Consider the following 26,760-nt stretch of genomic DNA (forward strand, 5'->3'; position numbering starts at 1 on the left):
AAAGGAGTGACATTGATGGAAGAATTAAACGAAAAAATCATCGTGCTTGATTACGGGAGTCAATATAATCAATTAATCACAAGACGTATTCGCGAAATCGGTGTTTATAGTGAACTACATTCTCATCGATTAACGGCTAAACAAATTAAAGACTTAAAACCTTCTGGCATTATTTTGTCAGGCGGACCAAATAGTGTTTATGAAGAGGGAGCTTTTACCATTGATCCTGAAATATATAACCTTGATGTCCCCATTTTAGGGATTTGTTATGGTATGCAGTTAATGGCACATCATTTTAATGGTGAAGTCAAAAAAGCTCATAAAAGAGAATATGGTAAGGCTCAAATTTTAAGACAAAATGACTCAGAGTTACTAGCGACGTTACCTGATGAACAAACGGTTTGGATGAGTCATAGTGACCATATCACAACGGCTCCAGATGAATTCAATGTTGACGCAACAAATCCTTCATGTCCTGTATCCGTGATGAGTCACCAGAGCAGACCAATTTACGGTGTTCAGTTTCATCCAGAAGTAAATCACACGGAATACGGCCGTGACATCCTAAAGAATTTCGTAATCAATATATGTGGTTGTTTCGGCAATTGGACGATGGAGAATTTTATAGAATTAGAAGTGCAAAAGATAAGAGATGAAGTAAAGGATCGCAAAGTGTTATGTGCTTTAAGCGGTGGTGTCGATTCTTCAGTCACTGCTGTTCTCCTACATCGAGCGATTGGTGATCAATTGACGTGTATTTTTGTCGACCACGGTTTGTTGCGTCAAAATGAAGCTGATGACGTCATGAAGATGTTTAGTGAAGGATTTGATATTAACGTTATTCGTGTTGATGCCGAGCAACGTTTTCTCAATCTCCTAAAAGGCGTATCAGATCCAGAACAGAAGCGTAAAATCATTGGTAATGAGTTCATTTACGTGTTTGACGAGGAAGCTTCAAAATTAGAAGATGTTGACTATTTAGCGCAAGGCACACTTTATACGGATATTATTGAAAGCGGAACTGAAACAGCCCAAACAATAAAATCTCACCACAATGTCGGAGGCCTACCTGATAAAATGAACTTCGACTTAATTGAACCTTTAAATACGTTATTTAAAGATGAAGTTCGTCATCTTGGTGAGGAATTAGGCATTCCACAACATATGGTTTGGCGCCAGCCATTCCCAGGACCAGGTTTAGCCATTCGAACACTAGGTGAAGTAACAGAAGAAAAACTTAGTTTAGTGAGACAATCTGATGCAATCTTAAGAGAAGAAATAAAAGAAGCGGGATTAGAACAAGATGTTTGGCAGTATTTCACGGTTTTACCCGGAATTCAAAGTGTCGGTGTTATGGGTGATCAAAGAACGTACGATCATACCATTGCAATCAGGGCTGTGACGTCTGTTGACGGGATGACTTCTGATTGGGCGAGAATACCATTTGACGTATTAGAAAAAATATCAACTCGCATTGTCAATGAAGTCACGCATTGTAACCGTGTTGTCTATGACATTACGAGTAAACCGCCATCTACGATTGAGTGGGAATAATAATACCCCGGGCTAATTGCCCGGGGCTTATTTATGCTCGCTTTTTCGGTTTAACTTTCGGTAAAATCTTGTTGTTTGTAACTCTCGTTTCTTTACCCCAAGTCGATGGATCATTCAGGTCATAATTCTCAATGAAACGAATGACTTCCTTCGTAATTGGTGTAGGTGTGGATGCACCTGCTGTAACAGCAACCTTTTCGCAACCTTCTAACCAATTTAAGTCAATATCTGAAACACTGGCAATACGGTAAGCTTCAGTGCCGGCAATCTGTTTGGAAACTTGAGCGAGTCTGTTTGAGTTATTACTCTTTGGATCTCCAACTACTAATGTTAAATCGGCATCTTTAGCCTGTTCAGCGACAGCTTCTTGTCTGACTTGAGTGGCCATGCAAATTTCTTGAACCATTTCCGTTTGCGGATAGATTTCTTTAACTTGCTGCATGACATCATAAACATCCCACTGACTCATCGTCGTTTGGTTTGTAACGATGATTTTTGTGTCTTCACTGAAGTTTAATTCAGCGGCTTCTTCTTCAGTGGTAATTAGGTGAACGTGGTCTGGAGCGACACCGACCGCACCTTCTGGCTCAGGGTGTCCTTTTTTACCGATATACACCACTTCATAGCCTTCAGAAACCTTTTCACGGATTAAATCGTGCGTACGTGTAACGTCAGGGCAAGTGGCATCCAATACCGTTAAACCTTTATTTTCAGCAATTTCTTTAACCTCAGGTGAGACACCATGAGCGGTAAAAATGACTGTTCCTTCGTTGATTCCTTCTAATAGTTCTAGTCGGCTTTTTCCTTTTTGATCAAGGGTTTTAATGCCTTCTTCTTCGAATGCATTCGTTACGTGACTATTGTGAACAATCATACCTAATATATATATGGGTCTTGGTAAATTTGGATCTTTAGCTGCATTACTTGCGATCACCATGGCGTCGACTACGCCGTAGCAGTAGCCTCTTGGTGCAATTTTTATTACTTCCATAGAAAATGGCCTCCCCATGTGTACTCTCTAGCTCTATTATAAAGGCTAGAGTACTAATTGACAAAATGTTTATTCGAGTAGCATTTAAAGTATGACTCCTTTATAATGAAACTGGTAGTCATAAAAGGAGAATGAGTCAAAATGAAACATTATTTTCAATCATATGATTTGAGTTCAAATATGTTGAACGTCATTCATCAATTAAATTTTAAACATCCAACTGAAATCCAACATCGAGTGATTCCTGCAGCCTTGAAAACGGGGAACATTATAGGTCAATCCCAAACAGGGAGTGGGAAAACACATGCTTATTTAATCCCTTTAATCGATCAATTAAAGGTCGAAGAGGAAGTTGTGCAAAAAATGATCATTGCACCGACAAGGGAATTAGCGATGCAAATTCATGAAGAAGTGAAGAAAATAAATGAATTCTCTTCTGATGAATTTAAATTCCGATCAAGACTGGTCATCGGTGGAACTGATAAGGAACGAGAGCTTCAAAAATTCAACACGCAACCACACGTTGTAGTGGGAACTCCCGGAAGGATATTGGACTTTATTCAAGAAAGAGCGATTAATCCATCTTATGTGGAAAGTGTTGTAATCGATGAAGCGGACTTATTAATTGACTTAGGTTTAATCGAAGAAGTAGATCAAACCTTAAATCGTATGCATGCTGATATTCAAACTTTGGTATTTTCAGCTACAATTCCTAAAAGGCTTCAACAACTATTAAGCAAATACTTAATTAATCCAACTTATATAACGGTTGAAGATTCGGGGAATAGAGCATTAGAACACCGACTCATTCCAAGACGTCACAGAAGTGCTGCTCAATTAATCGTTGAATCATCTAAGCTGATTCATCCGTATATTGCGTTAATTTTTGTGAATAAGAAGGAACACGCAGATGAGTTAAGGGAACAACTATTAGACCAAGGGCTTGAAGCAGGTGTTATACACGGTGGATTAAAACCAAGAGAACGAAAGCGTGTATTGAATGACCTTAGAGACTTAAGGTATCAATATATTGTCGCAACAGACTTAGCTGCACGTGGTATTGATATACCCGGCGTTAGCCATGTTTTTAATGCTGAATTTCCAATGTATGTCGAAACTTATACTCACCGAGTCGGTCGTACCGCAAGAGCAGGTAATAAAGGAACGGCTGTCACGTTTTATGATGATGAGAATATGCCGATCATTGAAAAACTAGAAGAACAGGGCATTGAATTTCATAATTATGATATTAAAAAAGGTGAATGGGTTGAAGTTAAAGATTGGAATCAACGTCAAAAACGTAAGCAAGAAGAGAACCAATTAGAAAAAGAAGCCTGGAAACGCGTGAAAAAACGTAAGAAAGTCAAACCCGGTTATAAGAAAAAAATGAGACAAGAAAAAGAGCAATTTAAAAAGCAATTAAAGAAAGAACAATATAAGAAAAAGGGAAGGAGATCATAATGACATTAAGAATCGGATCACACGTATCAATGAGCGGGAAGAAAATGCTTTTAGCATCAAGTGAAGAGGCTGTTTCTTATGGTGCGAATACCTTTATGATATATACTGGAGCACCTCAAAATACGCGACGCAAAGATATAGAAGAGCTAAATATTGAAGCGGGTCAAGAACATATGAAAGAGCATGGAATTGAAGAAATGGTCGTTCATGCACCATATATTATTAACATTGGGAACACAACGAATCCAGCTACTTTTAAGCTTGGTGTAGATTTTTTACAATCAGAAATTGAACGTACGGAAGCTTTAGGTGCTAAGCAAATTGTTCTACATCCAGGCTCGCACGTTGGACAAGGTGCTGATTTAGGAATTCCGAAAATCATTGAAGGATTAAACGAAATTCTAACGAAAGATCAACATGTTCAAATCGCTTTAGAAACAATGGCAGGTAAAGGTTCAGAATGTGGAAGAACCTTTGATGAGATTGCTCAAATTATCGATGGAGTTAAGTATAATGAGCATTTATCCGTTTGCTTTGATACGTGCCACGTACATGATGCAGGTTATGATATCGTGAATGACTTAGACGGTGTATTAAAAGAATTTGATGATACAATCGGTTTAGACCGTATGAAAGTCATTCATATTAACGATAGTAAAAATGAACGTGGCGCTCATAAAGACCGCCACGAGAACATTGGATTTGGGCATATTGGTTTTGATGCCATTCATCAAGTTGTTCATCATCCAGATTTAATGCACTTACCGAAAATTTTAGAAACACCTTATGTTGGAGAAGATAAGAAAAACAAAAAGCCACCTTATAAATTTGAAATTGATATGCTAAAAAATGGCGAATTTGATCCTGATTTAAAAGAAAAAATCATGAATCAATAATTACAATAAATGGTCTAAGTTGTACTGTTTAGCTAATTGCTGCAATAACTGATCAGCTTGACGTGCTTCTTTTGGGCCGATATTCTTCTCAACGTAACGATAAGTTTTCGATCGGTCTCTTTCTGAAAAGGGATCGATCGATTCTTTTTTTATATAGCTTAATAATTGACTCGCTTGGTTTTGGTTTATTGTGATGCCGTATTGTTTACCGTATTTTACAATTTCCTGAGGCGTAGATGAGTAAATTCTAGATCTAATTAATTGTTTAAGCATATTAAACTCCTCTCTAACTAAACTCAGCTTATATATATGCAGACTTTATATAAAGTTGTTGTATTTCCATAAATTACTTAGGTAAAAATAAAATTTCCTCACACACTATAAATACCACTAAGAAAGTGAGGTAATTGATGATGGCAGATCACGATGATAAGTATCCGACCAGTTATAATGATGATCAAGATTATTTCCCTAATAAAGGGAAAGAACAAAAAATATATCATAATTACGATGACTATAGCGCAAGAGATGAAGGGTATGACACGGAATTTTCAAGCGAAACTGCTACGTTCAACCCCAATGAATTAGATAAAGATAAGATTAAAAAAGAAGAGAAGGAATCGCGCTATGAAGAGCATGTGGATGCTGGTTGGGGTTGGATCGCCCTCGTTGTTTCCCTATTATCATTTTTTGTATGGACCTTATTGTTTGCAGTAGTAGGGGCAATCATGGGGATTTATGCGAAGCGACGTGGTGCAGATACGTTAGGTAATATTGCCATTGGTCTTGCATTATTGGCGGTAGCTGTACGATTGTTTGTATTCCCGATTATGTAGCTTAATAAATTAAAGAATTAAAAAAGCTGCTCAATTTAATTGAGCAGCTTATCTATTTAGGCATTTTGTTTTTCTTCTTCACGCTTTTTATAATGTTCTTCGGCTAATTTGTCGACTTCTTTTTTGAGCTCTTCAACCATTGTTTCTTCAGGTACTTTACGAATAATTTCTCCGTGTCTGAATAGAAGACCTTCACCTCTTGCACCCGCAATACCAATGTCAGCTTCACGTGCCTCACCTGGGCCATTAACGGCACAACCTAATACAGCAACTTTGATTGGTGCTTTAATATTTTGTATATATTCTTCAACTTCATTAGCAATGCTAATTAAGTCGATTTCAATACGACCACATGTTGGACAAGAAATTAATGTGGCAGCGTTTGAAGCTAAGCCAAAGGATTTAAGCAATTCTTTCGCAACTTTCACTTCTTCTACTGGGTCTGCACTTAAAGAAATACGGAGTGTACTACCGATCCCTTTACTTAAAATTGCACCAAGTCCCGCAGCACTCTTGACGGTACCTGCAAATAGAGTACCAGACTCAGTGATGCCCAAGTGTAGAGGGTATGGAATAACCTCAGCTGCTTTTTCGTACGCTTCAATAGCTAATTTAACATCAGAAGCTTTTAGAGACACGACAATATTGTGGAAATCTAATTCCTCTAAAATCCTAATATGCCCTAATGCACTTTCAACCATTGCATCAGCAGTAGGATAACCATATTTCTCAAGTAAATGGCGTTCTAATGAACCTGCGTTAACACCGATTCGAATCGGAACACCTCTACTTTTAGCTGCTTTCACCACTTCTACAACGCGTTCACGTTTACCGATATTACCAGGGTTAATTCGAATCTTATCAGCACCACCCTCGATTGCTTTAAGTGCATATCGATAGTTGAAGTGAATATCCACAACAAGCGGTATATTTATACGTTTTTTGATCTCAGGTATAGCGTCTGCTGCTCTGTCATCTGGACAAGCAACACGAACGACTTGACAACCAGCTTCTTCTAAACGATGTATTTCATTAACTGTCGCTTCAACATCATGTGTTTTCGTCGTGGTCATGGACTGAATAACAACTTCGTCTTTGCCACCTATAATTAAATCGCCGACTTTAACCGGTCTTGTATCTTTACGATGAATAATGGAAGACATGTTCAACTCCCCTTTTTGTCTATAAAAAATACTTACTATGATAAACTATAACATAATTTTAAGGCATTATGCTATTAGCTTAACTGTTATAATAAACTATGAAGTGAAAAATTCAAAACGAAAATGTAAAAATTTTTAGGGGGAGAAGGATGATTTTAAACAGTTTAATTGGCGTATTTGTTGTGACATTTCTTGCCATGTTTTTTATGATCGGTGAATTAATTGTTAAATTAAAAGGACTTGGCATCATTATTGGAATTGGTTTTATCACCTTTTATTTTATAGATCATGCTACATCTATGAATGTCATAATGATGGGGTTTGCTTTCTTTGTTGGGTTAGGGTTAATTATTTTGGATGGAAAACTTCTTAATGATGGTGTTTTTGGAATCATTGGATTTCTTGTTGTTTTGATCTCCGTGGCATTCGCTGCATCGACTTGGACACATGCAATGTATAGTATGAGTGGTGTCATATTAGGTACATTTTCCAGTTTCTTTTTAATAAAAGTACTACCTAGGCGTGATATGTGGTCAAAAATTACACTTATGGACCAATTAACGAGTGACAAGGGGTATAATTCATTGAATACATATTATAAAAATTTACTAAATCAAGAGGGGGAAACTGTAACAATTTTAAGGCCTTCAGGCACGGTAAAGATTGATGGTCAAGAATATAGTGCAGTTTCAATATCAAAATGGATAGAAAAAGGGAAAAGAATTAAAGTTGTAGCTGTTGATGGAACCAAAATTGAAGTCGAGGAAGAAGAATAATCGGGTAATTTAATCTAATACTAAAGAGGAAATTAATTTGTAAGGAATTATAGTATGTCCTTTTCTTATTAATTTAATGTAAAGTTTTTGTAAAGAATACGAAGATTATATTTACATTATAATCATTGAATCATAAAATAAAACTCGGCTTTTAAATTAGACTTATTCAGAGTGCAGAGGTGACAAAATGAACTTACAAGAAATAATCTTTACTTTTATTGGTGGCTTAGGTATCTTCCTTTTTGGAATTAAGTATATGGGAGATGGACTAAAAAATTCTGCAGGCGATAAACTTCGCGAAATATTAGATCGGTTCACGACTAATCCGTTTATGGGTGTACTAGCAGGTATGGTTGTGACTATTTTAATTCAATCGAGTTCAAGTACAACTGTGTTAGTGATTGGTTTAGTAAATGCCGGATTTATGACATTAAGACAAGCTATAGGTGTCATAATGGGTGCTAACTTAGGTACAACGGTTACCGCATTTATTATCGGTATTGATATTAAAGAGTATGCTTTACCTATATTAGCATTAGGTACCTTTCTAATATTCTTCTTTAAAACAAAGAGGGTAAATTATATTGGTCAGACAGTATTTGGCCTTGGAGCTTTATTCTACGGTTTAGATTTAATGGGTTCAGGATTAAAACCATTGCGTTCAGTTGAAGCATTTCATGAGCTAACGGTTAGTATGAGTGATGTTCCTTTATTAGGTGTTGCCGTTGGAACTTTATTTACTTTCATAGTACAAAGCTCTTCTGCAACAATTGGTATTCTTCAACAATTATATGCTGAAGGAGCAATAGCAAATCTAGACATGGCATTACCTATTTTATTTGGTGATAATATTGGTACAACTGTAACAGCAGCTATAGCTGCTATAGGGGCTAGTGTAGCAGCTAAAAGAGCGGCTGCCGTACATGTCATTTTTAATGTGATTGGTGCAACGGTTTTCTTATTATTGCTTCCACCTTTCACAGCTCTTGTAGAATGGATCTCAAACGCTTTACTATTAGAGCCTAAAATGCAAATCGCATTCGCGCATGGTATTTTTAACCTATCGAACTTAATCATTCAATTTCCGTTCATAGCATTATTAGCGGTTATTGTGACAAAAATTATACCTGGCAAAGATAGCATTATTGATTATAAACCTAAACATTTAGATCCAATTTTTATTCAGCAATCACCATCCGTTGCAATCGCTCAAGCAAAAGAAGAAACGATTCATATGGGTGAGATTGCGGTTAAAGGTTTAGAAGAAACTAAGACATTTTTAAATACCAATCAATCAAAGCATGCTGAAATAGCTTATTCTTTAGAAGATGCTATTAATAACTTGGATAAAAAAATTACAAATTATTTAGTTGATGCTTCAAGTTCAATTTCAGAGGCGGATACTTCTGCACACTCATCAGTAGTTGATATTGTAAGAGATATAGAAAGAATCGGAGATCATTTTGAAAATATTATTGAGTTAATTGAATATCGTATTTCGAACAAGGTGCATATGACTGAACAGGCATATGAAGATCTAAATACGATGTATGATCTAACAGTAGATACAGTTAAAGAAGCTATTGACGCATATAAAAATATGGATGAAGATAAAGCAAATGAAGTTATACAAAAAGAACAAGAAATTGATTCGATGGAGCGTAAGTATAGAAAGCAGCATATATTACGCTTAAATGAAGGCCTATGCACAGGTTCTGCTGGTATTGTGTTTGTGGATATCATTAGTAACCTAGAACGTATTGGCGATCACGCGTTAAATATCGCTCAAGAAGTGGTCGGTAAAAAAGAAGAAGAATAAAATGATGTAACCCGTACTTAGACTAGGTAGTACGGGTTACAATTTCATTAAATTTAATCCATTAAATTATATTGACAACTTGTTCGTATCATGATAAATTATATCTCGTCGTCATCATTATGACGGTCCTGAAAAGTTTATTATTTATTCCAGCGTAGCTCAGTGGTAGAGCAATCGGCTGTTAACCGATTGGTCGCAGGTTCGAATCCTGCCGCTGGAGCCATGGCGGCGTAGCTCAGCTGGCGAGAGCGTACGGTTCATACCCGTGAGGTCGGGGGTTCGATCCCCTCCGCCGCTACCATTACATATTTTTATTAATACTTACACTAAAACCTTATAATTTGGACCCTTAGCTCAGCTGGTCAGAGCTATCGGCTCATAACCGATCGGTCGCAGGTTCGAGTCCTGCAGGGTCCACCATTTTATACGGAGGAGTACCCAAGTCCGGCTGAAGGGAGCGGTCTTGAAAACCGCCAGGAGCTTCACGGCTCGCGGGGGTTCGAATCCCTCCTCCTCCGCCATTACATATTAACAAGCTGAAATAAGCTTGTTTTTTTATTATCATTGATGTTATTGAATCTCGCTTCAAAAGATATGTTTAATTCCTTTTTGGTTCGGTAATTGTATTAATATAAAAGATTTATTTGTTATTTCATGCAAAAAAGTTGCATGGTTTAGCTAGCATTGGTAATCTTTTAAGTGAGTAGGGATTCAGAATCCCTGATAATGATAAAGGAGGAATCTCATTATGGCTAAATTTGAACTACCAGAATTACCATATGCATACGATGCATTAGAACCACACATTGACAAGGAAACAATGAATATTCACCACACGAAACACCACAACACATATGTGACAAAACTTAACGCAGCATTAGAAGGCCATGCAGATCTTCAAGATAAGTCATTAGAACAATTATTAGGTGACTTAAACTCATTACCAAGTGACATTCAAACTGCTGTTCGTAACAACGGTGGAGGTCATGCTAACCACAGTTTATTCTGGACAATACTTTCTCCAAACGGAGGAGGCGCTCCAACAGGTGAATTAGCTGATAAAATTAATCAAGCATTCGGTAGCATTGATGACTTTAAAGATCAATTCAAAGCTGCTTCGACAGGCCGTTTCGGATCAGGTTGGGCTTGGTTAGTTGTGAAAAATGGAGATCTTGAGATTACATCTACTCCGAACCAAGACACACCACTTATGGAAGGTGTAACACCTATTTTAGGTTTAGACGTTTGGGAACACGCTTATTACTTGAAATATCAAAACCGTCGTCCTGATTACATTGATGCATTCTGGAATGTAGTTAATTGGGATGAAGTTGCTAAGCGTTACGAAGAAGCAAAATAAAATGTTAAAGTCAGCTCTAAAATAGAGCTGACTTTTTTTATGGATCCAAACTGCCAGCGTATAGACTCCCTCAATTTGCAAAAAATATGGAAGAGAAATGAGGGATAACATGTTTTTTAACCAACTGGTTGATGTTAGTCATAATGAGAAAAAGAACTTAGTATTACTGTTAGTTATAGGTTGGTTATATACGCTGGGTATCTATTTGTCGAGTATTTTCATTAATATATTTCTTTGGAAACAAACAGGTGATTTGTATATTTTAGCGTTATACAATTTGTCCATTTACTTTGTTCAAACCATTATTTTTATACTGATTGGAAAGTGGGTCAAACGAATAGATCGTGTGATTATTTTAAGGGCTGGTATCTTTGTTATTTCAGTCTTTTTTATTTCTGTTTTACTACTTAGTAGTAGAGCTTCTGATGTATATTTAATATTAGGTGGGTTAATTGGAGCAGGTTATGCTCTGTTTTGGCTAGCCTATAATATTTTAACGTTTGAGGTAACAGAACCCTATACAAGAGATTATTTTAATGGGATGTTCGGTGCGCTTCAATCTTTAAGTGGCATAGTGGGTCCCGTGTCAGCAGGGTGGATTATAACAACACTTACTGGTTATAAAGGTTATTTTACAATCTTTTTTATTTCGTTTGTTTTGTTTATTTTAGCGATTATTTGCAGTGTCTTTTTAGAAAGAAGAGAAGTTGAGGGTGACTATAATATTAAAGAAGTGATTCGAGAAAGGAAGAACAACCCTCAGTGGTTTTGGATTTTAGTTGCACACTTGTTTCAAGGAATGCGTGAAGGTGTTTTTTTATTTTTGATTGGATTATGGGTTTATTTGGGGACTCAAAGCGAATTAATTGTTGGTGTATATAATATGATTTATGCGGTTGCTTCATTTGTCATGTATCAGATTGTAGCTCGTATTGTAAAACCTGATAATCGAAAACAATTAATATTAATCGGTGCGATCGTGCTGTATTTATCTATCATTTGGTTATTATACGCCAATGAAGCTGTCGACTTTTACGTTTATGCTGCAACGTTAGGGATTTTTTTACCGCTGTTTTTTGCTCCATATATGTCAATCTCTTACGATATCATTGGACAAGCGAGAAAAGCCAGGGAGTATCGAGTAGAGTATATTATATTTAGGGATATTATTTTAAATAGTGGTCGAACATTATCATTAATGTTATTTTTGTTAGGCTTATCTATATTTACTACAGATCAATGGTTGAAGATTTCTGTGATGATATTTGGTGTAGGATATTTTATATCAGCACTTGTGATCTATAAAATCCATCATCTAAAACATGAATAAATCGTGAAACAGCTTTAGTAGTTTAACTCCAAATGATATAATATTGATTAGAAGAAGTAGGGGAGGAGACCGACTTTGACTAATCAGAAAAAACAAAAATCACATTTACCTCTTCGTTTAAATATACTGTTTTTTATTATATTTATATTGTTTTCACTCTTAATTCTGCAATTAGGGGTGGTCCAAATTTTAAATGGGGAAGAGGCTCAGCAAGAGGTTAATCGTACTGATAAAGTCGTATCAGAGACGCCTGTGCCACGTGGTAAAATCTTTGATCGCAATGGAGAGATTGTAGTTGATAATGAGCAGAAGTATGCCATTACATATACACCACGCCGTAATGTGCAGCCTGAAGATAATTTAAGAATTGCAGAGCAATTATCACAATACATGGACATGGAAACAGGTGAAGTCACAGAGCGAGACCAGAAGGACTATTGGCTTCTAAAAAATTGGGATAAAGGTTTTGCAAAATTAGATGAAGAAGAAAAACAGTTGTCAGACAGTGACCAGTATCAACTCGTTTTAGAACGTATTACGGAAGATGAATTATCTACATTAACAGAAGATGATATGAAAGTTGCTGCGATTAAACGTGAATTAGATCGAGCAACGCAATTAACACCGCATGTCATTAAAAGTGAAGGCATAACGAAAGAAGAATATGCTGTAATTGCTGAAAATTCTCATGAAATGCCAGGGATTAATGTATCTACTGATTGGGATCGAATGGTGCCATACCAAGAATTTACATCTTTAATAGGAACAGTTAGAAATCGAAATAGAGGTTTACCTAGAGATAAGGTTAATTTTTATCAAAACCTTAACTATAAATTAAATGACCGTGTCGGTGATCGAGGCATTGAAGAAGAATATGAATTATATTTACAAGGTAATAAAGAGATCAGAGAACACATCACAGATAAAAGCGGTAATGTCATCAAAAGTGAAGTTATTCGTCAAGGCGAACGCGGTAAAGATATAGTACTCTCCATTGATATGGAAATGCAGCAGGCTTTAGACGAAATTGTGCAAGAAGAAATGTTAAAGGTTATTAACGAAAATCCAAACAAAAATGAACATTTTGATAAGACATTAGCTGTCATGATGGACCCAAATACTGGTGAAGTATTAGCGATGTCAGGTCAGAAATATTATGAAGGCGACGAAGACACAGAACCTTACTTTAATAATGAAGCTTATAGAGTATTAATGGATACACATTTACCAGGATCAACCGTCAAGGGTGCCACAGTCATTGCTGGGCTTGATTCTGGTGTGATTGAACCTGGTGAGACTTTTCGTGACCAGCCTTTACGTTTTCGAGGCTCACAAGACAAAGTTTCTTGGACGCCTGGGATAGGTGTTGTAGATGATATTGATGCAATAAAACGTTCTTCTAACATCTATATGTATAGAACAGCTATGAGGCTTGGAGGACATTGGGATTATACACCTAACGAATCGTTAAGGTATAACGGTGAAGGTTTTGATCTATTATCTAGTTACTATAGACAGTTTGGATTAGGAAGTTACACGGGTGTCGATTATCCTAGAGAAGAAAATGGATTCTTAGGAAGTGATGTAAAGGCTAACGATGTGTTGGAGATGGCGATTGGCCAGCACGAAAACTACACTGCTATGCAATTAGTACAATATGTTTCAACTATAGCAAATGGTGGTTATCGTATGGAGCCTCACATTGTTAAACAAATTAATAATCCTACTAATGATGGTTCAAATTCAGTGTATGAGGCTAATGAACCTAATGTGCTAAACAAAGTAAATGTTCCAGACGAATATATTGAAAGAGTTCAAGAAGGGTTTAGGCAAGTGTTTCAAGAACCAGGTGGTACAGCTTCATATCGTTTTAGTGATGCCGAGTATAGTCCTGCTGGTAAAACGGGTACTGCTGAAAGCGCCATATATCCAGGGGATAACATTAGAATTGATACTTTAAATTTACTATTAGTCGGATATGCGCCACACGATGATCCTGAAGTAGCCTTTGCAATTGTTGCTCCTCACCTTGATGAAAGTGATTCGCATATAAATAATGAAATTGGAAGACGTATGTTAGATAAATATTTCGAAATTAAAGAAGAACGTCAATCAAGCGAAGAATCCTCAACTGAAGATGAAGAGAATGAAGAGTCAGAAGAAGAATCTGGAGAATAATTAAAGCCCAGTTAAAAGGCATTAAGGTAAGGTCTTTTAACTGGGCTTTTTATATCTAGCAATTGTTAGATCGTGTATATACTCTTCTCAGTTATAATAGCATCTACTGGTAAATCATATTGGTCTCGTGGGATATGTTTGACTAACTGCTGTTCCATTGCAAGTGAAATTTTGTGATTCAGGAAGTTTTCTAAGAAGCGGTCATAATATCCGCCACCATAACCGATACGAAAACCATCATAGTCGAATAATAGTCCAGGCACGATGAGCAAATCAATTTCTTGAGGTTGGACTAATTTATTTAAGTCTTTTTTGGGTTCATACAAATCTAAAAACACATTTTCTAACTCATGTTTATTCGTATATTGGTAAAACTCCATGCGATGATCGTCTTCAGGATAGCACTTAGGGATGACAACCGCTTTATTTTGTTTCCAAGCTTGTTGGATGATGGGGTCAGTATCTAATTCTATATTTCTTGATATGGTTATACCAATTGTATCTGCTTGTTCCCACCATTCTGTTTCATACAAATGTTTGGTTATGTCTACTAAAAACTGTTCCTTTTCTTTAGGTGAAATATGTTTAAGTAATCGTTTGACTAACGTGCGAAAGGTGTCTTTATACATTTGATGAACCCCTTTGGTTAAATTCTAAATATATTAAAACATACTTTAGAGTAATAAAAAAACAGCAGGATAAATCCTACTGTTATTTTGTCTCACGATGAAGCGTATGTTGTTTTTCTCTCGGGCAATATTTTTTCATTTCAATACGTTCAGTGTTCGTACGTTTATTTTTAGTCGTATAATAATTACGATCACCACATTCAGTACATGCTAAAGTAACTTGTACACGCATGATAATCCCTCCATTTCTGCATTTACAATCAATTTTTGACTACATCATCATACCAAATGTCCATTAAATATTCAAGAACCAATTAATAGAGAAAGACATTCTATTTCAATTTATATAATGTTAAACTAAATATTAGAAATTATAGAGAGGTGAGACTAGTGTTAACAGCTATAATAACGTTAATGGTCATTGCTGTTGTATTATGGGGAATTTCTTTTTTTATGAGCAATCGATTTGATGAGTTAGAAAGTCAGATTGAACAAATCTCCATTTCAGCCTTACAGGATAGTTATGTATTAAAAAATAAAATTAAAGTATTGGAAGAAGAATTACTGACAGATTCAATGGACATGAAAATGAGTTCTAATACAACTGAGAAACCAATCAAAGGGCAGCAAGAACCAGCTATAATCCAAAATATTAAAGCATTATATGAACAAGGATACACTTATACAGAAATGGAAGAGAAAACAGGTTTACGCAAAGAAGATATTAAAGTGATCGTCAATCAGAAAAATAAAAACGAATCATTTAAATAATAGAAGGGGAATAAATGATGAAACCGATAGTGCAAGCATTTGCGACAGGGGTTCTTGTATCTTCATTAATCATTTTGGCTGTTTATATGTTATCCAATCCTAGTCAAAATGTACAAGACGTAGCGCAAGAAGAAGAAACACTTATCGTTGAAGATGCTAAAAAGTTTTTAGTTGATGAAGGTTTTTCTGTAATAGAAGATTCCGAATACGATGACTTAATTAGAGAAAAACAACAATTAGAAAAAGAAGTATCTGATTTTAAAGAAGAACAATCTAAATTGAAAGAAGAACTTAATGAAATAGAAGAGGAATCAAGTTCTAATGAGGCTGAAGAATCTGAATCAAACAATCAACCAAGTAGTGAATCAGAATATCTTTTATCTATTGAAAGCGGAATGACATCAATTGATATTGCTCAAAATTTAGAAACTGCTAACATAGTAGATGATGCTGACCAATTCAATAACTTTTTAGAAGACAATGGTTACAGCAGATTGATACAATTAGGTGAGTATCGTATTAGTAACGATGCAACATATGAAGAAATTGCACAAATTATAACGAATTAATTTAAGTTTGCATAATACATATATGTGTAAGGTGTTGGTTGGATAGGAGTTGTTAGTTTGTACATCACCGAACAATATTTACTATTAAGAACCATTAATCATTTCGTAGAAAAACTTTCGTATCAAATTGTATATGTATCTAAAAATCGTGATGAATATATTTTACATAAACATGATCGAAAAGTGAGTCAAATAATAAGGTTAAAACGACAGACGTTTGACTGGTCCAATCATTTAAAGCAAGATATAGAACAACGTATTTCTGCTATTTTACGCCAGAAATCTTTAATAAAAAAAGGCAAGTCCATTCAAATGCATTTTGTATATGTTTCCGACCTTGCACCTGTAGATGACTTTGATTCACTAAAAAATACGATAAAAGTTAAACAATCAAAGCCAACATTTGTGAATATGTATTACTTAGATCAAAAAAATCGACAAGACGAGTGGCAACGTTTTATTTCTAATATGGAAGATGGTCATGATTATTTGCTTACTGACATTCCAAGTGTTGAAGAGCAAGAAAAACAAACCATGTATTTGGAACAAAAAATGAGTGCTAAACTTTTTCAAAAACAAAAAGAAATTCAACAAATTTTCTCATATGGTAAAACTCGGCTGACGTTCTTGTTAATTTTTATCAATTTAGTTATTTTCTCTTTATTAGAGTTAAATGGTGGAAGTACTAATGTAAGAAATTTGATTGATTGGGGCGCTAAGTTCAATCCTAAGATTGTAGAAGGTGAATGGTGGCGTATTATAAGTTCAATGTTTCTACATATTGGTCCATTCCATCTTTTTATGAATATGATTGCTTTATACTATTTAGGCGATTTAACGGAAAAGATATATGGTACCAAAAGATTTTTTATGATTTACTTTTTGGCTGGGATCTTTGGTAGTGTTGCAAGTTTTGCTACAAATGATTCTGTATCAGCAGGGGCATCAGGTGCGATTTTTGGTTTGTTTGGTGCACTATTATTTTTCGGAATTCATTATAAAGATATATTTTTTAAAACGATGGGTTTAAATTTAATTATCGTAATCGGTATTAATATCGTATTTGGTTTAACAGTACCGCAAATTGATAATGGCGCACACATTGGAGGACTAATTGGTGGTTTAATGGCATCCCAGATTGTTCATTTGCCGAATAAAAAAGCAAGAGTACTACAGACTGTTGCACTATTTACTTTTTTAATTGTGATGAGTATGATGTTTTTATATGGTTTAAATAATGCATAAATCGTAGGTGACACCATATGGATAGTATGATTGATGTAAGAAACTTATTGAAGAGATTTGGCATATTTGTATATATAGGGGAACAAAAAGCGGATTTACTTTTAATGGAAGATGAGTTACAATCATTATTTGAGAATCAATTAATATCAAACCAAGAATATGCGAAAGCTTTGTTAATTATTAAAAAAGAGAAAAAAGACCTAGAAAAATTTTAAGAGATGGTGTTATAACGTATAAAATTCGGGGTATAGCATATAATAATAACTTTTTTGAAACTTTTCTTTCTTTACATCGTCTAATATATGGGAGAAAGAAAAATGGAGGACCATGACATGGAACGTATAAAGAGAATACCACTATTTATTGTTGCGGCTATATTAGTGGGGTTAAAAACATATGTTATATATCGTTTTTATTTTAATTTATCTATTGAATCTACATTTCAGGAGATCATCTTATTTATTAATGCATTTGCGTTCAGTTTCTTTATCTTCTCGATTGGCGTTTGGATGAACCCAAAACGTCAAAGGAAGTACATCCTAATAATGTCTACATTAATGACATTTATTTTGATCGCAAATTTAATGTATTATCGTAATTTTACTGACTTTATTACCTTGCCTACATTGATGCAAGTTAATAATGCTGGGGACTTAGGAACAAGTGTTACTTCGTTAGTTTATTTCTTAGATATTTTCTTATTATTAGATTTTATTTTAATCTTTGTTTTTGCGAGAAAAAAGATTTTTCCAATTACACAATTTAGTAAGTTATTTAAACGCCGAACGATTACTGTGGCACTTGCTTTCTTGGTTTTAAACTTAACATTAGCAGAAATAGAGAGACCAATGTTATTCAAACGTGGTTTTGACCGTGAGTATCTTGTGAAAAACGTTGGTATCTTTACGTTCCACGGTTATGATGCGTTTGTAACAGCGTCGACCCAATCTAAGCGCATTTTTGCCGATGGATCCGAGTTTAATGAAATAGAAGAATACGTCAGTGAACGAGTTGACAAGGAAAAAGATGTTAACAAAGATATAGATCTCACCGGCATGGCTGAAGATAAAAATATTGTCTATATTGCGGTAGAGTCTTTACAAGATTTTGTAATTGATCAAGAAGTAAATGGGGATGAAATCACCCCATACCTAAATGACTTGATTGACGAAAGTTATTATTTTGATAATTTTTATCATCAAACAGCTTTAGGGAAAACATCAGATCATGAGCTCTTATTAGACACTAGTTTATACCCATTGCCTAATAGCGCAGCATTTTTCACTCATGCACAAAACGAATACTTCGCATTACCTGAAATTATAAAGGAAGAAAAGGGCTATCAATCATATGCCTTTCATGCTAATAACGCAAGTTTCTGGAATCGAAACGTCATGTATGAAACGTTAGGGTATGAAGAGTACTATGATGTGCAATCATACGATTTTACAAAAGATGATGTAATAGGTTGGGGTATGAATGACAAAATGTTCTTTGACCAAACAGTGGATTTATTAAAAGAGCAAGAAGATCCTTATTACGCAAAACTCATTACACTAACTAATCATTTTCCATTTGATATTCCGGAAGACGAAAGGTCATTAGAACCATATGAGTCAGAATCAGAAACGCTAAGTCAGTATTTCCAGACCGTGCGTTATACAGATGAAGCGATTGAACAATTTATGAATAAAATGAAGCAAGAAGGGTTATACGAAGATACAATCTTTATTATTGGTGGAGACCATTATGGAGTTCCATCTTACCATAACGATGCTTTAGGTGAATTTTTAAATAAGGACATGACAGCTTATGAAGATGCATTACTACAACAAGTCCCAATGATTATTCACATACCAGGTCATGATGATCATCAGACAATTTCAACTCTGACTGGTCAAGTGGATTATAAACCTACTGTATTAAATATGCTTGGTATAGAACTTGAACGGGATATTCGTTTTGGAAGTAATATGTTTGACGCACCAAAAGAACGTAAAGACTTTATAGCGTTTAGAGATGGTAGGGTTGTTGGAACTGACTACGTCTCTGCCGGTGGCGCTTGTTTTGAACATAGTTCAGGAGACATTGTAGATGATCAGCATTGCGCTCCAATAAGGGAGAAAGCTGAACAAGAATTAAATTATTCAGATGAAATTATTTACGGTGATTTACTTCGCTTTTACGACTTTGAAAGTGGAGAAATAGCTGATCAAGAATAAGAGTAATAAAAGGTGGAGTGGCTATAACTTGAGCCGCTTCACCTTTTTTAGTATGTTTAACTATAGGTTAATTTTGTCTTTATTGGAGATGAAAACATGTCACAAACCATATTTGAGCTAAAATCAGTCTATAAAATAGTATTACAAGATATATCACTAAAAATCAATCATAACGAACGTGTGATGATCTTTGGACCTTCTGGATCTGGAAAATCAACGTTATTACATTTATTTAATCGTTTGGAAGACCCTGAACAAGGTGAAATTATGTTTCGAGGCGAACCAATTGAAACGTATCGTATTCCGGAGTTAAGGAAAAATATTGGTTTAGTACTTCAGCAGCCTTATTTATTCCCGGATACAGTTTTGGATAACCTAAAGTATGGGCCAAATTTATTTGAAGATTGGAAGGAAGAAGAAGTACAAACCCTTCTGAATTATGTGAACCTACCTATTGATTACCTTGATAAAGATGTAGATGATTTATCTGGTGGAGAGAAGCAACGTGTTTCTTTAGCTAGAACTTTAGCAAATAAACCTGAAATATTATTGCTTGATGAGCCGACTAGCGCATTAGATGACCAGAATATTGAATCTATAGAACAAGATTTATTGAATTTAATTCAATCAAAACAATTAACAGTAGTAATGGTAACTCATAACTTAGAACAAGCTAAGAGGTTAGGAAATAAAGGGGTTTATTTAGAAGGTGGAAGAATTGTTGAACAAGGATCTCTACCTGATATGATTGACCACCCGAAAACTGAGGCTTTAAAAAGATTTACTACAAACTATTAGGAGGGCCATATGGAACGTGATGTATCAAACTTTTCACTATTAGTTTTAATTGTTTTTGTGATGGTCCCATTTACGATATCTTATTTTTATCAATTAGGATTAAAAAAAGACATAATGTGGTCGTCCATTCGTGGGGCCTTACAATTATTTTTGATTGGATTAATTTTAACGTATTTATTTAATTTGCGTCCGATTGTCGGGATCCCAATTATGTTAAGTGTGATGATTACAATTGCGACTTTTCATGCCAGAAACAAAGGAAAAGAATTACCGAATGTATTTATTACGATTTTAACAGGCCTTATCGTTATTGAAATATTTGTATTAGCCCTGTGGTTAGGTTTTGACATGGTATCTTTTACACCGGAAGAAGTCATTCCTATGAGTGGAATGGTTATTGGGAACAGTATGGTTGCGATGGGGTTATCGCTTGAGAGGATGAAGTCTGAATTTGGAACTAATCAAGGGAAGATACTAGCCGCACTATCTTTAGGTGCAACACCAAGACAAGCTTCTCACATCACAGTAAAAAGGACATTAAACGCGGCCTTGATCCCTAATATTGATCAACTAAAAACAATTGGATTAGTTCAACTTCCAGGTATGATGACGGGTTTAATCTTAGGTGGGATCGAACCTATAGTAGCTATTAAGTATCAATTAGTCATTTCAATTAGTATTTTTTCATCAGTTTCAATAAGTGCGATTATTGTATCATTAGTCATGTATCGTTTTTTCTTTAATCAAAATATGCAATTGGTTGATTTGGAGCAATTACAAAAATAAACGGCTGACAGCACCGTCAACCGTTTAATCTTTTATGAGTTATTTGTAACTAAATTTAAGATCTCTGAATAAATCGTCATGACTGAGAACCAGCCAAAAACTAATGCAGAAGCACCAGCAAATAATAGCGCTAAGACATTTCGGTTTTTAAATTCTCTAAAAACAGCAATGAAGCTTAAGATCGCTACGAACAATAAGATAATTCCTAATACCATATGTTTGTTGCCTCCTCAAAATCTGTTATACAACTATGTTATTTATTGACGTATCATACTCTAGTATATTTTAAACAAAAAAAATAATACTGTCGAGTGATATTCATAAAATCTAAATAAGAAAAGAGGGACATTTTTGTGAACTTATCAGTTATTCATTTAGAACTAGGCATGTTAGGGACCAATTGTTACATAATAACACGTCATCAAGACGCTATCGTTATTGACCCAGGTGGTGATTATGAAAAGTTAAACTCAGTCTTACAAGAGCACAACATCACACCTAGAGCCATTATTTTAACCCACGCTCATTTTGATCATATCGGAGCAGTTGAACCTTTGCGAAAAGAGTACCAGATTCCTGTTTATATGCATGAAGTAGAGAAGGAATGGTTAACGGATGCTTCATTAAATGGTTCAGAATTATTCGGAGTTGGACAAATTGCATCATCTATGCCACCGAATCACTTCTTAGAGGAAGGGATGTTAGAGGTAGAAGATTTTAAATTTAACGTGTTACACACACCCGGACATTCACCAGGTAGTGTTTCACTGTGGTTTGAAGAAGATTTAATACTAATTGCAGGAGACACCTTGTTTAATGGATCAATAGGTCGAACTGATTTGCCATTTGGCAATCACGAGAAATTAATTAGTATGATTAAAGAGAAAATTTTAACCTTACCACAGAATGCCGTAGTTTATCCAGGTCATGGACCGTCTACAACAGTAGGACAAGAAAAGCAAATAAATCCTTTCTTACAATGAGATGTTTTAAATTAAATTAAAAAAGGATGGTGAAAAACCATCCTTTTTAGTTATGTTTTGTTTATTTTTGTGTCCAATTACCTTTCTTAGTGCGCAAAACCTGGTTCTAAGAGGAAGGTTACATAGTAAGTGAAACCTACCATGAAAACTGTTAAATAAGCGCCGAAAATATACATATAAAGACGTTCAGAAAGGTTTAAGTATCCAATGCCTAAAAAGAAAATTGTTTGTGCTAAGAATAGAAGTGACAGTTGAGTCATGCCGCCAGCATAAAACATAGCTGTAAAAATACCTGTCCAAAATGCTATTCCTCGAAACATTCGTGGCATATCTTTTTCCTCCTTTGTGCAGGAATGTTGTCAAAAACATTATATATGAATCCCATACAAATGTAAATGAACAAATTTTGTACATTAGTAAGATTTTCCTCAGCCTATCATGAGGCTGGGCCAGCTGGATTCGAACCAGCGCATGACGGTACCAAAAACCGTTGCCTTACCGCTTGGCTATGGCCCATTTTACAACGTATAGTATGTGAATTTATAATAACACTTATACATGGATTTTGGTATGGGTGACGAATGGTTTGTTGAGACCGTCAACTTCTATCATAAATTTTAATTGAACGATATGATCACTTATTAATTCATACTCAATATTAACATGTCCAGTCACATAATTAAATTCGATTGAATTAGGATGAGATAAGTCGAGATGATCTAGATTTTGGTTAAAGTCAAAAGTGGAAGCTTGGATTAGATTTTGTATCTGTTGCTGAGTTTCAATTAATTTAAGTTGTTCTTTTTGGTACAATTCTTGTTCAAAAGTCATTAGTAAAAATGAAGAGGCCAACAGCATGACTGAAAGTACGTAAGGAAATATGATCCCTTTTTGGTTATGATGTAATATTGATAATTTTAGACGTATCCTCGTAATAAGTTTTTTCATAGATCGTTCCATCACTTCTTTCACAAGTAATTGTAAAAATACCATCTTGTATATAATTCACATTAAAAGTATTAACATCCAAAAGAATATACTCATTACCAGAATAATCAACTCTTCTTCTAATGATGTCACCATACAGTTCATAGATGACATGTTTACCATCTTGCTTATATAAATGAATGGCATCTGAGTAGATTGCTATTTCATCGGTTTGTATTAATTCTCTATCGATCGTGAAATGTAGTTGGTGGAATTCAAGGTCTTGAATTCCTTCAGTAGGTTGAATTGAATCCATTAGGCTTATAAATCTTACTAATATAGGGGTCAGGATTATTAACGTACTTATGGCAAATAGTACGGATAAAAGTGACATTCCTTTAGTATTTAAAGTATTAATACTTCGGAACATAACGACAGAGTTCTTTTTCATCATCATTTACAATACTCCAACTTAAACAAACTAAATATTTTTGGTCAGCTAGTTGAATGTGTAACGTATATGGTTTATTTTTATAGCTTATTGAGTGAGGGTTTGAGGGCTCTAAAAAGTTTGGATCCTTTAGTTCTTGATTTAAAAATTCATCAGCATATAAGTAGTATTCTCTCTCACTGTTTAATTGCATTACACTCGTTATAAAAGGTAATAATATACTTAGCATCACTATCAAACAGGATATAGTTAATAGGACGTCAATAACGATCGAACCACGTTCATTCTTCAGATACATAAAATCTTCCTGTTCCAAATGGAAATATAAGCTTAACTGATTGATTATTATAATTAACCTTTAAAGTACCTGGATTTTTAAGGGTGCCCAGTGCATTATATTGAATAGGTTGAGTGATTGATGAAAATTCAATGGAGATGTTAGGGTCATAGCTACGCTTTATTTTAGTTGGGACGTGCGATGAACCATAGATATAATAATAATGTTCATCTAAGTTAAAAACGAGGGACATGACACTTTGATAAGTTATGGCGTGTTGCTGCATGCTGAATATATCCTGTTCCAAAGTTGAAATAAATTGATTTAACGAATCTGGAGGCTTAGGTGTATGAATTTTACTTAACGTAACCGTTAATATTGTAAATACTAAACTTAACACAACCACCATTTCAATAAGCGTATATCCTTTTTGATTATGAACCAATTTTCACTTCACCATCTATGATTGTATAATTATTTAGTTCTGTACAAGTATTATCTTCAATGTTCAGTTCATCAATCGAAGTAGGGTATGATTGATGCTCTAGTTTATATAATTGAACTTCAGATTGTAATAAATCTTCAAACGCTTCGCACCCTTTATCCTCGACTAAATTATTGTAATTAACGAAGTTTGGTATTGTAATAATAAGCAGAAAAGATATAACGAGCAAAACAACTAACATCTCAATTAATGTAAAACCATTTTCTTTTAACATAAAGATCACTCCATAATTAAATTTGTTTCATTAGTTGATAAATGGGAAACAACGTCAGCATATAAATGGTCAAAATTAATAGACCAATAATAATATAAAAAATAGGTTGAATGCGTAATATAAAAGTTTTCATTTTCTCTTCTAAATGATCTAACATCAATTCTGTATAATGTTGTAAATCATCTGTTAGCGTACATGTTTCCTCACCACGTTTAATGAGCCACTTTAGTTCATCTTGAATGTATTCAATATTCATTACTGATTCGTAAAAAGATTTACCAATTGCTAGCTGTTTTAGAATTAAATTGGCTAAATATTGTTGGTATGGCATATAGTGTTGAGTTTTTATTAATTTAAGTGATTCCTGTAGGTTTTTCCCGCTTATTAATAATGCGTATAGTTGATAGGCAAATTGAAGACTTAAGAGACGTCGAAAAACTTTATTTACGATGGGTATTTGCTTCATGATGGTAAGTCGTTTATGGATAGTTGTTCGTTTCGTTATGATGTATATCACTAATGATGTCATCAAAAGCAGGCCGAACATCATAAAAGATATATTGATAAAACGAATCATAATCTTAAAGAACCATAATGAGTTATGTTGATTGAGGCTTTCGAAGGTTCTCGATAGTGAAGGAAATAGATACATATTTATAACAGAGAAAATCACGATGCACACGAAAATTAAAAGCATAGGGTATTTCAAAACGTTCATAAGCTTTTTTTGGAGATTTAATTTCATTATTAATAAACGTTGGCAATATGATAAGTGCTGAGACAGCTGTCCAGATTCTTTTGAGAAGTTCATAAATGTGATAACAATTGGGTGAAAGGCTAGATAGTTAAAACAGCGGTGTATCGTATGGCCTTTCTGTAGATAAACCGTTAATTGACTAGCAGTTGATTTTAACTGGGGATCAAACCTCATGAATTCTAAAGATTGTCGAATGGTGTAGTTTTGATTTAAAAGTTTAGTAAGTCTGCTTAAAAAGGCTAGCTGTAGGGACATAGATAGTTTACGACGATTGACTAATATAGCCATGAGCATGTGCTTTCCTCCTTAAATCTTGAAAGGATTGGTAATCAGGTGTAGGCGGTTTTCCCATTAAAGCTTGCTTTAAATTTTGTCCAGTTAATAGTTCTGCTAATGCAGCTCTTGTTTGTTCGGATTTATTAGTTCGGTCCATCTTAACTAACTGCTGTGAGGCAATTCCAATAATGGATTCTGACAAATCACTTTGCTTCATTCCCATCTCCTTTAACCGTGCAATAGTTCCATAAGCATCTTTAGCATGAACGGTCGATAGAACCAAGTGACCTGTCAGTGCAGTTTTAAATGCAAATTTCGCTGTTTTTTCATCACGGATTTCTCCTACCATGATGACATCAGGATCATGTCGCAAGGCCGCCTTTAGACCAACATCATAATCAAACCCAGCTTTTTCGTTCACTTGAACTTGAAGTAAGTTTTGTATGGGTTGCTCTACGGGATCTTCTAATGTGATCGCTTGGAACCCGTATAATTCTATTGACTTTTTAAGTAGAGCGTACATCGTTGTCGTTTTACCAGATCCGGTCGGTCCAGTAAACAAAATCATTCCGGCTCTCTTATTAATCCAACTGACTAATTGACTAGCTTGTGAGGGGAAGACGAAAAGATGTTCAATGTCAGGAAAGTAATTGGTTGGCAGTAATCTTATTGCCAAACTCTCTATGTCCCTAGTCGGTAATGTTGATAGTCTGAGATCATATAAATAATCTTTTCCTTGGAATTGAATCGTCCCGTTTTGTGGAATTCGGTGTTCGGCGATATCCATTCCAGATGAAAATTTATAATAACTCAATAAAGTGTGATACGATTTATAAGAGATTTCTCCGTAATACCAACGATAACCGTTAATACGAAAGTGTATAGATATACCATAATCATTAGGTGTAAAGTGGATATCCGTAGCACTATTCTTAATGGCTTCTGTAAGTAATTTACTGGATTGTATTTCTGGATCCATACGACAA

At 34.9% G+C, this 26,760-nt stretch carries 31 protein-coding genes and 5 tRNA genes; 21 read left to right on the top strand and 15 right to left on the bottom strand.

Annotated elements, in window-relative coordinates; translation table 11 throughout:
• The first annotated feature begins 15 nt into the window (after positions 1 to 15).
• Positions 16 to 1,554, top strand: coding sequence for a glutamine-hydrolyzing GMP synthase (gene guaA / locus EDC24_RS02380; RefSeq protein ID WP_124219424.1), 1,539 nt, complete (start codon positions 16 to 18; stop codon positions 1,552 to 1,554).
• 31 nt (positions 1,555 to 1,585) lie between these two features.
• Here the strand turns inward: guaA and EDC24_RS02385 are convergent, their stop codons facing one another.
• Positions 1,586 to 2,545 (bottom strand): 4-hydroxy-3-methylbut-2-enyl diphosphate reductase, encoded by a 960-nt coding sequence (locus tag EDC24_RS02385; protein ID WP_124219426.1) that lies wholly within the window; start codon positions 2,543 to 2,545, stop codon positions 1,586 to 1,588.
• Positions 2,546 to 2,686: 141 nt separating this feature from the next.
• On the opposite strand from EDC24_RS02385, the gene EDC24_RS02390 reads away from it, so the two are divergent.
• Entirely contained in the window at positions 2,687 to 4,006 is a 1,320-nt protein-coding gene (locus tag EDC24_RS02390) for a DEAD/DEAH box helicase (protein WP_124219427.1), read from the top strand.
• A complete protein-coding gene (locus EDC24_RS02395; protein ID WP_124219429.1) occupies positions 4,006 to 4,902 on the top strand; it encodes a deoxyribonuclease IV in 897 nt (298 codons plus the stop codon). The genes EDC24_RS02390 and EDC24_RS02395 overlap by 1 nt, the downstream gene beginning before the upstream one ends.
• On the opposite strand, the gene EDC24_RS02400 is transcribed toward EDC24_RS02395, so the two are convergent.
• Positions 4,903 to 5,175, bottom strand: a complete 273-nt coding sequence (locus tag EDC24_RS02400; RefSeq protein ID WP_124219431.1) for a DUF2624 family protein — start codon at positions 5,173 to 5,175, stop codon at positions 4,903 to 4,905.
• Between the two features lie 140 nt (positions 5,176 to 5,315).
• On the opposite strand from EDC24_RS02400, the gene EDC24_RS02405 reads away from it, so the two are divergent.
• Complete coding sequence (locus EDC24_RS02405; RefSeq protein ID WP_170158442.1) at positions 5,316 to 5,738, top strand: hypothetical protein; 423 nt, start codon at positions 5,316 to 5,318, stop codon at positions 5,736 to 5,738.
• A gap of 56 nt (positions 5,739 to 5,794) precedes the next feature.
• Here the strand turns inward: EDC24_RS02405 and ispG are convergent, their stop codons facing one another.
• Positions 5,795 to 6,901, bottom strand: a complete 1,107-nt coding sequence (gene ispG / locus EDC24_RS02410; protein WP_124219435.1) for a flavodoxin-dependent (E)-4-hydroxy-3-methylbut-2-enyl-diphosphate synthase — start codon at positions 6,899 to 6,901, stop codon at positions 5,795 to 5,797.
• A 149-nt stretch (positions 6,902 to 7,050) separates the two neighbouring features.
• Between ispG and EDC24_RS02415 the strand changes: the two genes are divergently transcribed.
• From EDC24_RS02415 to EDC24_RS02455, 9 genes are all read left to right on the top strand, one after another.
• The gene (locus tag EDC24_RS02415; RefSeq protein ID WP_124219436.1) at positions 7,051 to 7,677 is read left to right on the top strand and encodes an NfeD family protein; all 627 of its coding nucleotides are present in this window, start codon (positions 7,051 to 7,053) and stop codon (positions 7,675 to 7,677) included.
• Between the two features lie 187 nt (positions 7,678 to 7,864).
• Positions 7,865 to 9,496: a Na/Pi cotransporter family protein gene (locus EDC24_RS02420; RefSeq protein ID WP_124219438.1), complete on the top strand. Its 1,632-nt coding sequence runs from the start codon at positions 7,865 to 7,867 to the stop codon at positions 9,494 to 9,496.
• A gap of 148 nt (positions 9,497 to 9,644) precedes the next feature.
• Positions 9,645 to 9,719 (top strand) — tRNA-Asn (locus tag EDC24_RS02425).
• 1 nt (position 9,720) lies between these two features.
• Positions 9,721 to 9,797: transfer RNA gene (locus EDC24_RS02430), tRNA-Met, on the top strand.
• 42 nt (positions 9,798 to 9,839) lie between these two features.
• Positions 9,840 to 9,916: transfer RNA gene (locus EDC24_RS02435), tRNA-Ile, on the top strand.
• A gap of 8 nt (positions 9,917 to 9,924) precedes the next feature.
• Positions 9,925 to 10,017, top strand: a tRNA-Ser gene (locus EDC24_RS02440).
• A gap of 227 nt (positions 10,018 to 10,244) precedes the next feature.
• Positions 10,245 to 10,856: a superoxide dismutase gene (locus tag EDC24_RS02445; RefSeq protein ID WP_124219440.1), complete on the top strand. Its 612-nt coding sequence runs from the start codon at positions 10,245 to 10,247 to the stop codon at positions 10,854 to 10,856.
• Between the two features lie 109 nt (positions 10,857 to 10,965).
• Positions 10,966 to 12,186, top strand: coding sequence for an MFS transporter (locus EDC24_RS02450; protein ID WP_124219441.1), 1,221 nt, complete (start codon positions 10,966 to 10,968; stop codon positions 12,184 to 12,186).
• A gap of 75 nt (positions 12,187 to 12,261) precedes the next feature.
• Positions 12,262 to 14,364, top strand: a complete 2,103-nt coding sequence (locus EDC24_RS02455; RefSeq protein WP_124219444.1) for a peptidoglycan D,D-transpeptidase FtsI family protein — start codon at positions 12,262 to 12,264, stop codon at positions 14,362 to 14,364.
• A gap of 65 nt (positions 14,365 to 14,429) precedes the next feature.
• On the opposite strand, the gene EDC24_RS02460 is transcribed toward EDC24_RS02455, so the two are convergent.
• Positions 14,430 to 14,993 carry a 5-formyltetrahydrofolate cyclo-ligase gene (locus tag EDC24_RS02460; RefSeq protein ID WP_124219446.1) on the bottom strand — a complete coding sequence of 188 codons (564 nt, stop codon included), beginning with the start codon at positions 14,991 to 14,993 and terminating at the stop codon, positions 14,430 to 14,432.
• Positions 14,994 to 15,075: 82 nt separating this feature from the next.
• Positions 15,076 to 15,225 (bottom strand): 50S ribosomal protein L33, encoded by a 150-nt coding sequence (rpmG, locus tag EDC24_RS02465; protein WP_054752974.1) that lies wholly within the window; start codon positions 15,223 to 15,225, stop codon positions 15,076 to 15,078.
• A gap of 158 nt (positions 15,226 to 15,383) precedes the next feature.
• On the opposite strand from rpmG, the gene EDC24_RS15265 reads away from it, so the two are divergent.
• From EDC24_RS15265 to EDC24_RS02500, 7 genes are all read left to right on the top strand, one after another.
• Positions 15,384 to 15,764, top strand: a complete 381-nt coding sequence (locus EDC24_RS15265; protein WP_211342330.1) for a hypothetical protein — start codon at positions 15,384 to 15,386, stop codon at positions 15,762 to 15,764.
• A 17-nt stretch (positions 15,765 to 15,781) separates the two neighbouring features.
• Positions 15,782 to 16,333, top strand: coding sequence for a hypothetical protein (locus tag EDC24_RS02475; protein WP_170158443.1), 552 nt, complete (start codon positions 15,782 to 15,784; stop codon positions 16,331 to 16,333).
• Positions 16,334 to 16,390: 57 nt separating this feature from the next.
• Positions 16,391 to 17,578 carry a rhomboid family intramembrane serine protease gene (locus EDC24_RS02480; RefSeq protein ID WP_124219450.1) on the top strand — a complete coding sequence of 396 codons (1,188 nt, stop codon included), beginning with the start codon at positions 16,391 to 16,393 and terminating at the stop codon, positions 17,576 to 17,578.
• Positions 17,579 to 17,595: 17 nt separating this feature from the next.
• Positions 17,596 to 17,793: a YqgQ family protein gene (locus tag EDC24_RS02485; protein ID WP_124219451.1), complete on the top strand. Its 198-nt coding sequence runs from the start codon at positions 17,596 to 17,598 to the stop codon at positions 17,791 to 17,793.
• A 117-nt stretch (positions 17,794 to 17,910) separates the two neighbouring features.
• Complete coding sequence (locus EDC24_RS02490; RefSeq protein ID WP_124219452.1) at positions 17,911 to 19,800, top strand: LTA synthase family protein; 1,890 nt, start codon at positions 17,911 to 17,913, stop codon at positions 19,798 to 19,800.
• Positions 19,801 to 19,896: 96 nt separating this feature from the next.
• A complete protein-coding gene (locus EDC24_RS02495; protein ID WP_124219453.1) occupies positions 19,897 to 20,598 on the top strand; it encodes an ABC transporter ATP-binding protein in 702 nt (233 codons plus the stop codon).
• Positions 20,599 to 20,607: 9 nt separating this feature from the next.
• Positions 20,608 to 21,384: an ABC transporter permease gene (locus tag EDC24_RS02500; protein WP_124219454.1), complete on the top strand. Its 777-nt coding sequence runs from the start codon at positions 20,608 to 20,610 to the stop codon at positions 21,382 to 21,384.
• A gap of 32 nt (positions 21,385 to 21,416) precedes the next feature.
• Here EDC24_RS02500 and EDC24_RS02505 read toward each other — a convergent pair whose 3' ends face one another.
• Entirely contained in the window at positions 21,417 to 21,599 is a 183-nt protein-coding gene (locus EDC24_RS02505; RefSeq protein WP_124219455.1) for a DUF2759 domain-containing protein, read from the bottom strand.
• A gap of 138 nt (positions 21,600 to 21,737) precedes the next feature.
• Here EDC24_RS02505 and EDC24_RS02510 point away from each other — a divergent pair, with 138 nt between their 5' ends.
• On the top strand, positions 21,738 to 22,367 hold the full coding sequence (locus EDC24_RS02510; protein ID WP_245997943.1) for an MBL fold metallo-hydrolase: 630 nt from the start codon (positions 21,738 to 21,740) through the stop codon (positions 22,365 to 22,367).
• Between the two features lie 86 nt (positions 22,368 to 22,453).
• Here the strand turns inward: EDC24_RS02510 and EDC24_RS02515 are convergent, their stop codons facing one another.
• From EDC24_RS02515 to comGA, 9 genes are all read right to left on the bottom strand, one after another.
• Entirely contained in the window at positions 22,454 to 22,696 is a 243-nt protein-coding gene (locus EDC24_RS02515; protein WP_124219456.1) for a DUF2626 domain-containing protein, read from the bottom strand.
• Between the two features lie 115 nt (positions 22,697 to 22,811).
• Positions 22,812 to 22,883: transfer RNA gene (locus EDC24_RS02520), tRNA-Gln, on the bottom strand.
• Between the two features lie 36 nt (positions 22,884 to 22,919).
• Positions 22,920 to 23,198 carry a hypothetical protein gene (locus EDC24_RS02525; protein WP_170158444.1) on the bottom strand — a complete coding sequence of 93 codons (279 nt, stop codon included), beginning with the start codon at positions 23,196 to 23,198 and terminating at the stop codon, positions 22,920 to 22,922.
• A gap of 64 nt (positions 23,199 to 23,262) precedes the next feature.
• Positions 23,263 to 23,610: a ComGF family competence protein gene (locus tag EDC24_RS02530; protein ID WP_170158445.1), complete on the bottom strand. Its 348-nt coding sequence runs from the start codon at positions 23,608 to 23,610 to the stop codon at positions 23,263 to 23,265.
• 97 nt (positions 23,611 to 23,707) lie between these two features.
• A complete protein-coding gene (locus EDC24_RS15100; RefSeq protein ID WP_170158446.1) occupies positions 23,708 to 24,043 on the bottom strand; it encodes a hypothetical protein in 336 nt (111 codons plus the stop codon).
• On the bottom strand, positions 24,027 to 24,467 hold the full coding sequence (comGD, locus tag EDC24_RS02535) for a competence type IV pilus minor pilin ComGD (RefSeq protein WP_124219459.1): 441 nt from the start codon (positions 24,465 to 24,467) through the stop codon (positions 24,027 to 24,029). The genes EDC24_RS15100 and comGD overlap by 17 nt, the downstream gene beginning before the upstream one ends.
• A complete protein-coding gene (gene comGC, locus EDC24_RS02540; protein ID WP_124219460.1) occupies positions 24,457 to 24,741 on the bottom strand; it encodes a competence type IV pilus major pilin ComGC in 285 nt (94 codons plus the stop codon). The genes comGD and comGC overlap by 11 nt, the downstream gene beginning before the upstream one ends.
• A gap of 16 nt (positions 24,742 to 24,757) precedes the next feature.
• Positions 24,758 to 25,786 (bottom strand): type II secretion system F family protein, encoded by a 1,029-nt coding sequence (locus EDC24_RS02545; protein WP_170158447.1) that lies wholly within the window; start codon positions 25,784 to 25,786, stop codon positions 24,758 to 24,760.
• The gene (comGA, locus tag EDC24_RS02550) at positions 25,761 to 26,753 is read right to left on the bottom strand and encodes a competence type IV pilus ATPase ComGA (protein ID WP_124219464.1); all 993 of its coding nucleotides are present in this window, start codon (positions 26,751 to 26,753) and stop codon (positions 25,761 to 25,763) included. The genes EDC24_RS02545 and comGA overlap by 26 nt, the downstream gene beginning before the upstream one ends.
• Positions 26,754 to 26,760 lie beyond the last annotated feature (7 nt).

Origin of the sequence: Aquisalibacillus elongatus (assembly GCF_003843875.1) — a bacterium.
GTDB lineage: Bacteria > Bacillota > Bacilli > Bacillales > Alkalibacillaceae > Aquisalibacillus > Aquisalibacillus elongatus.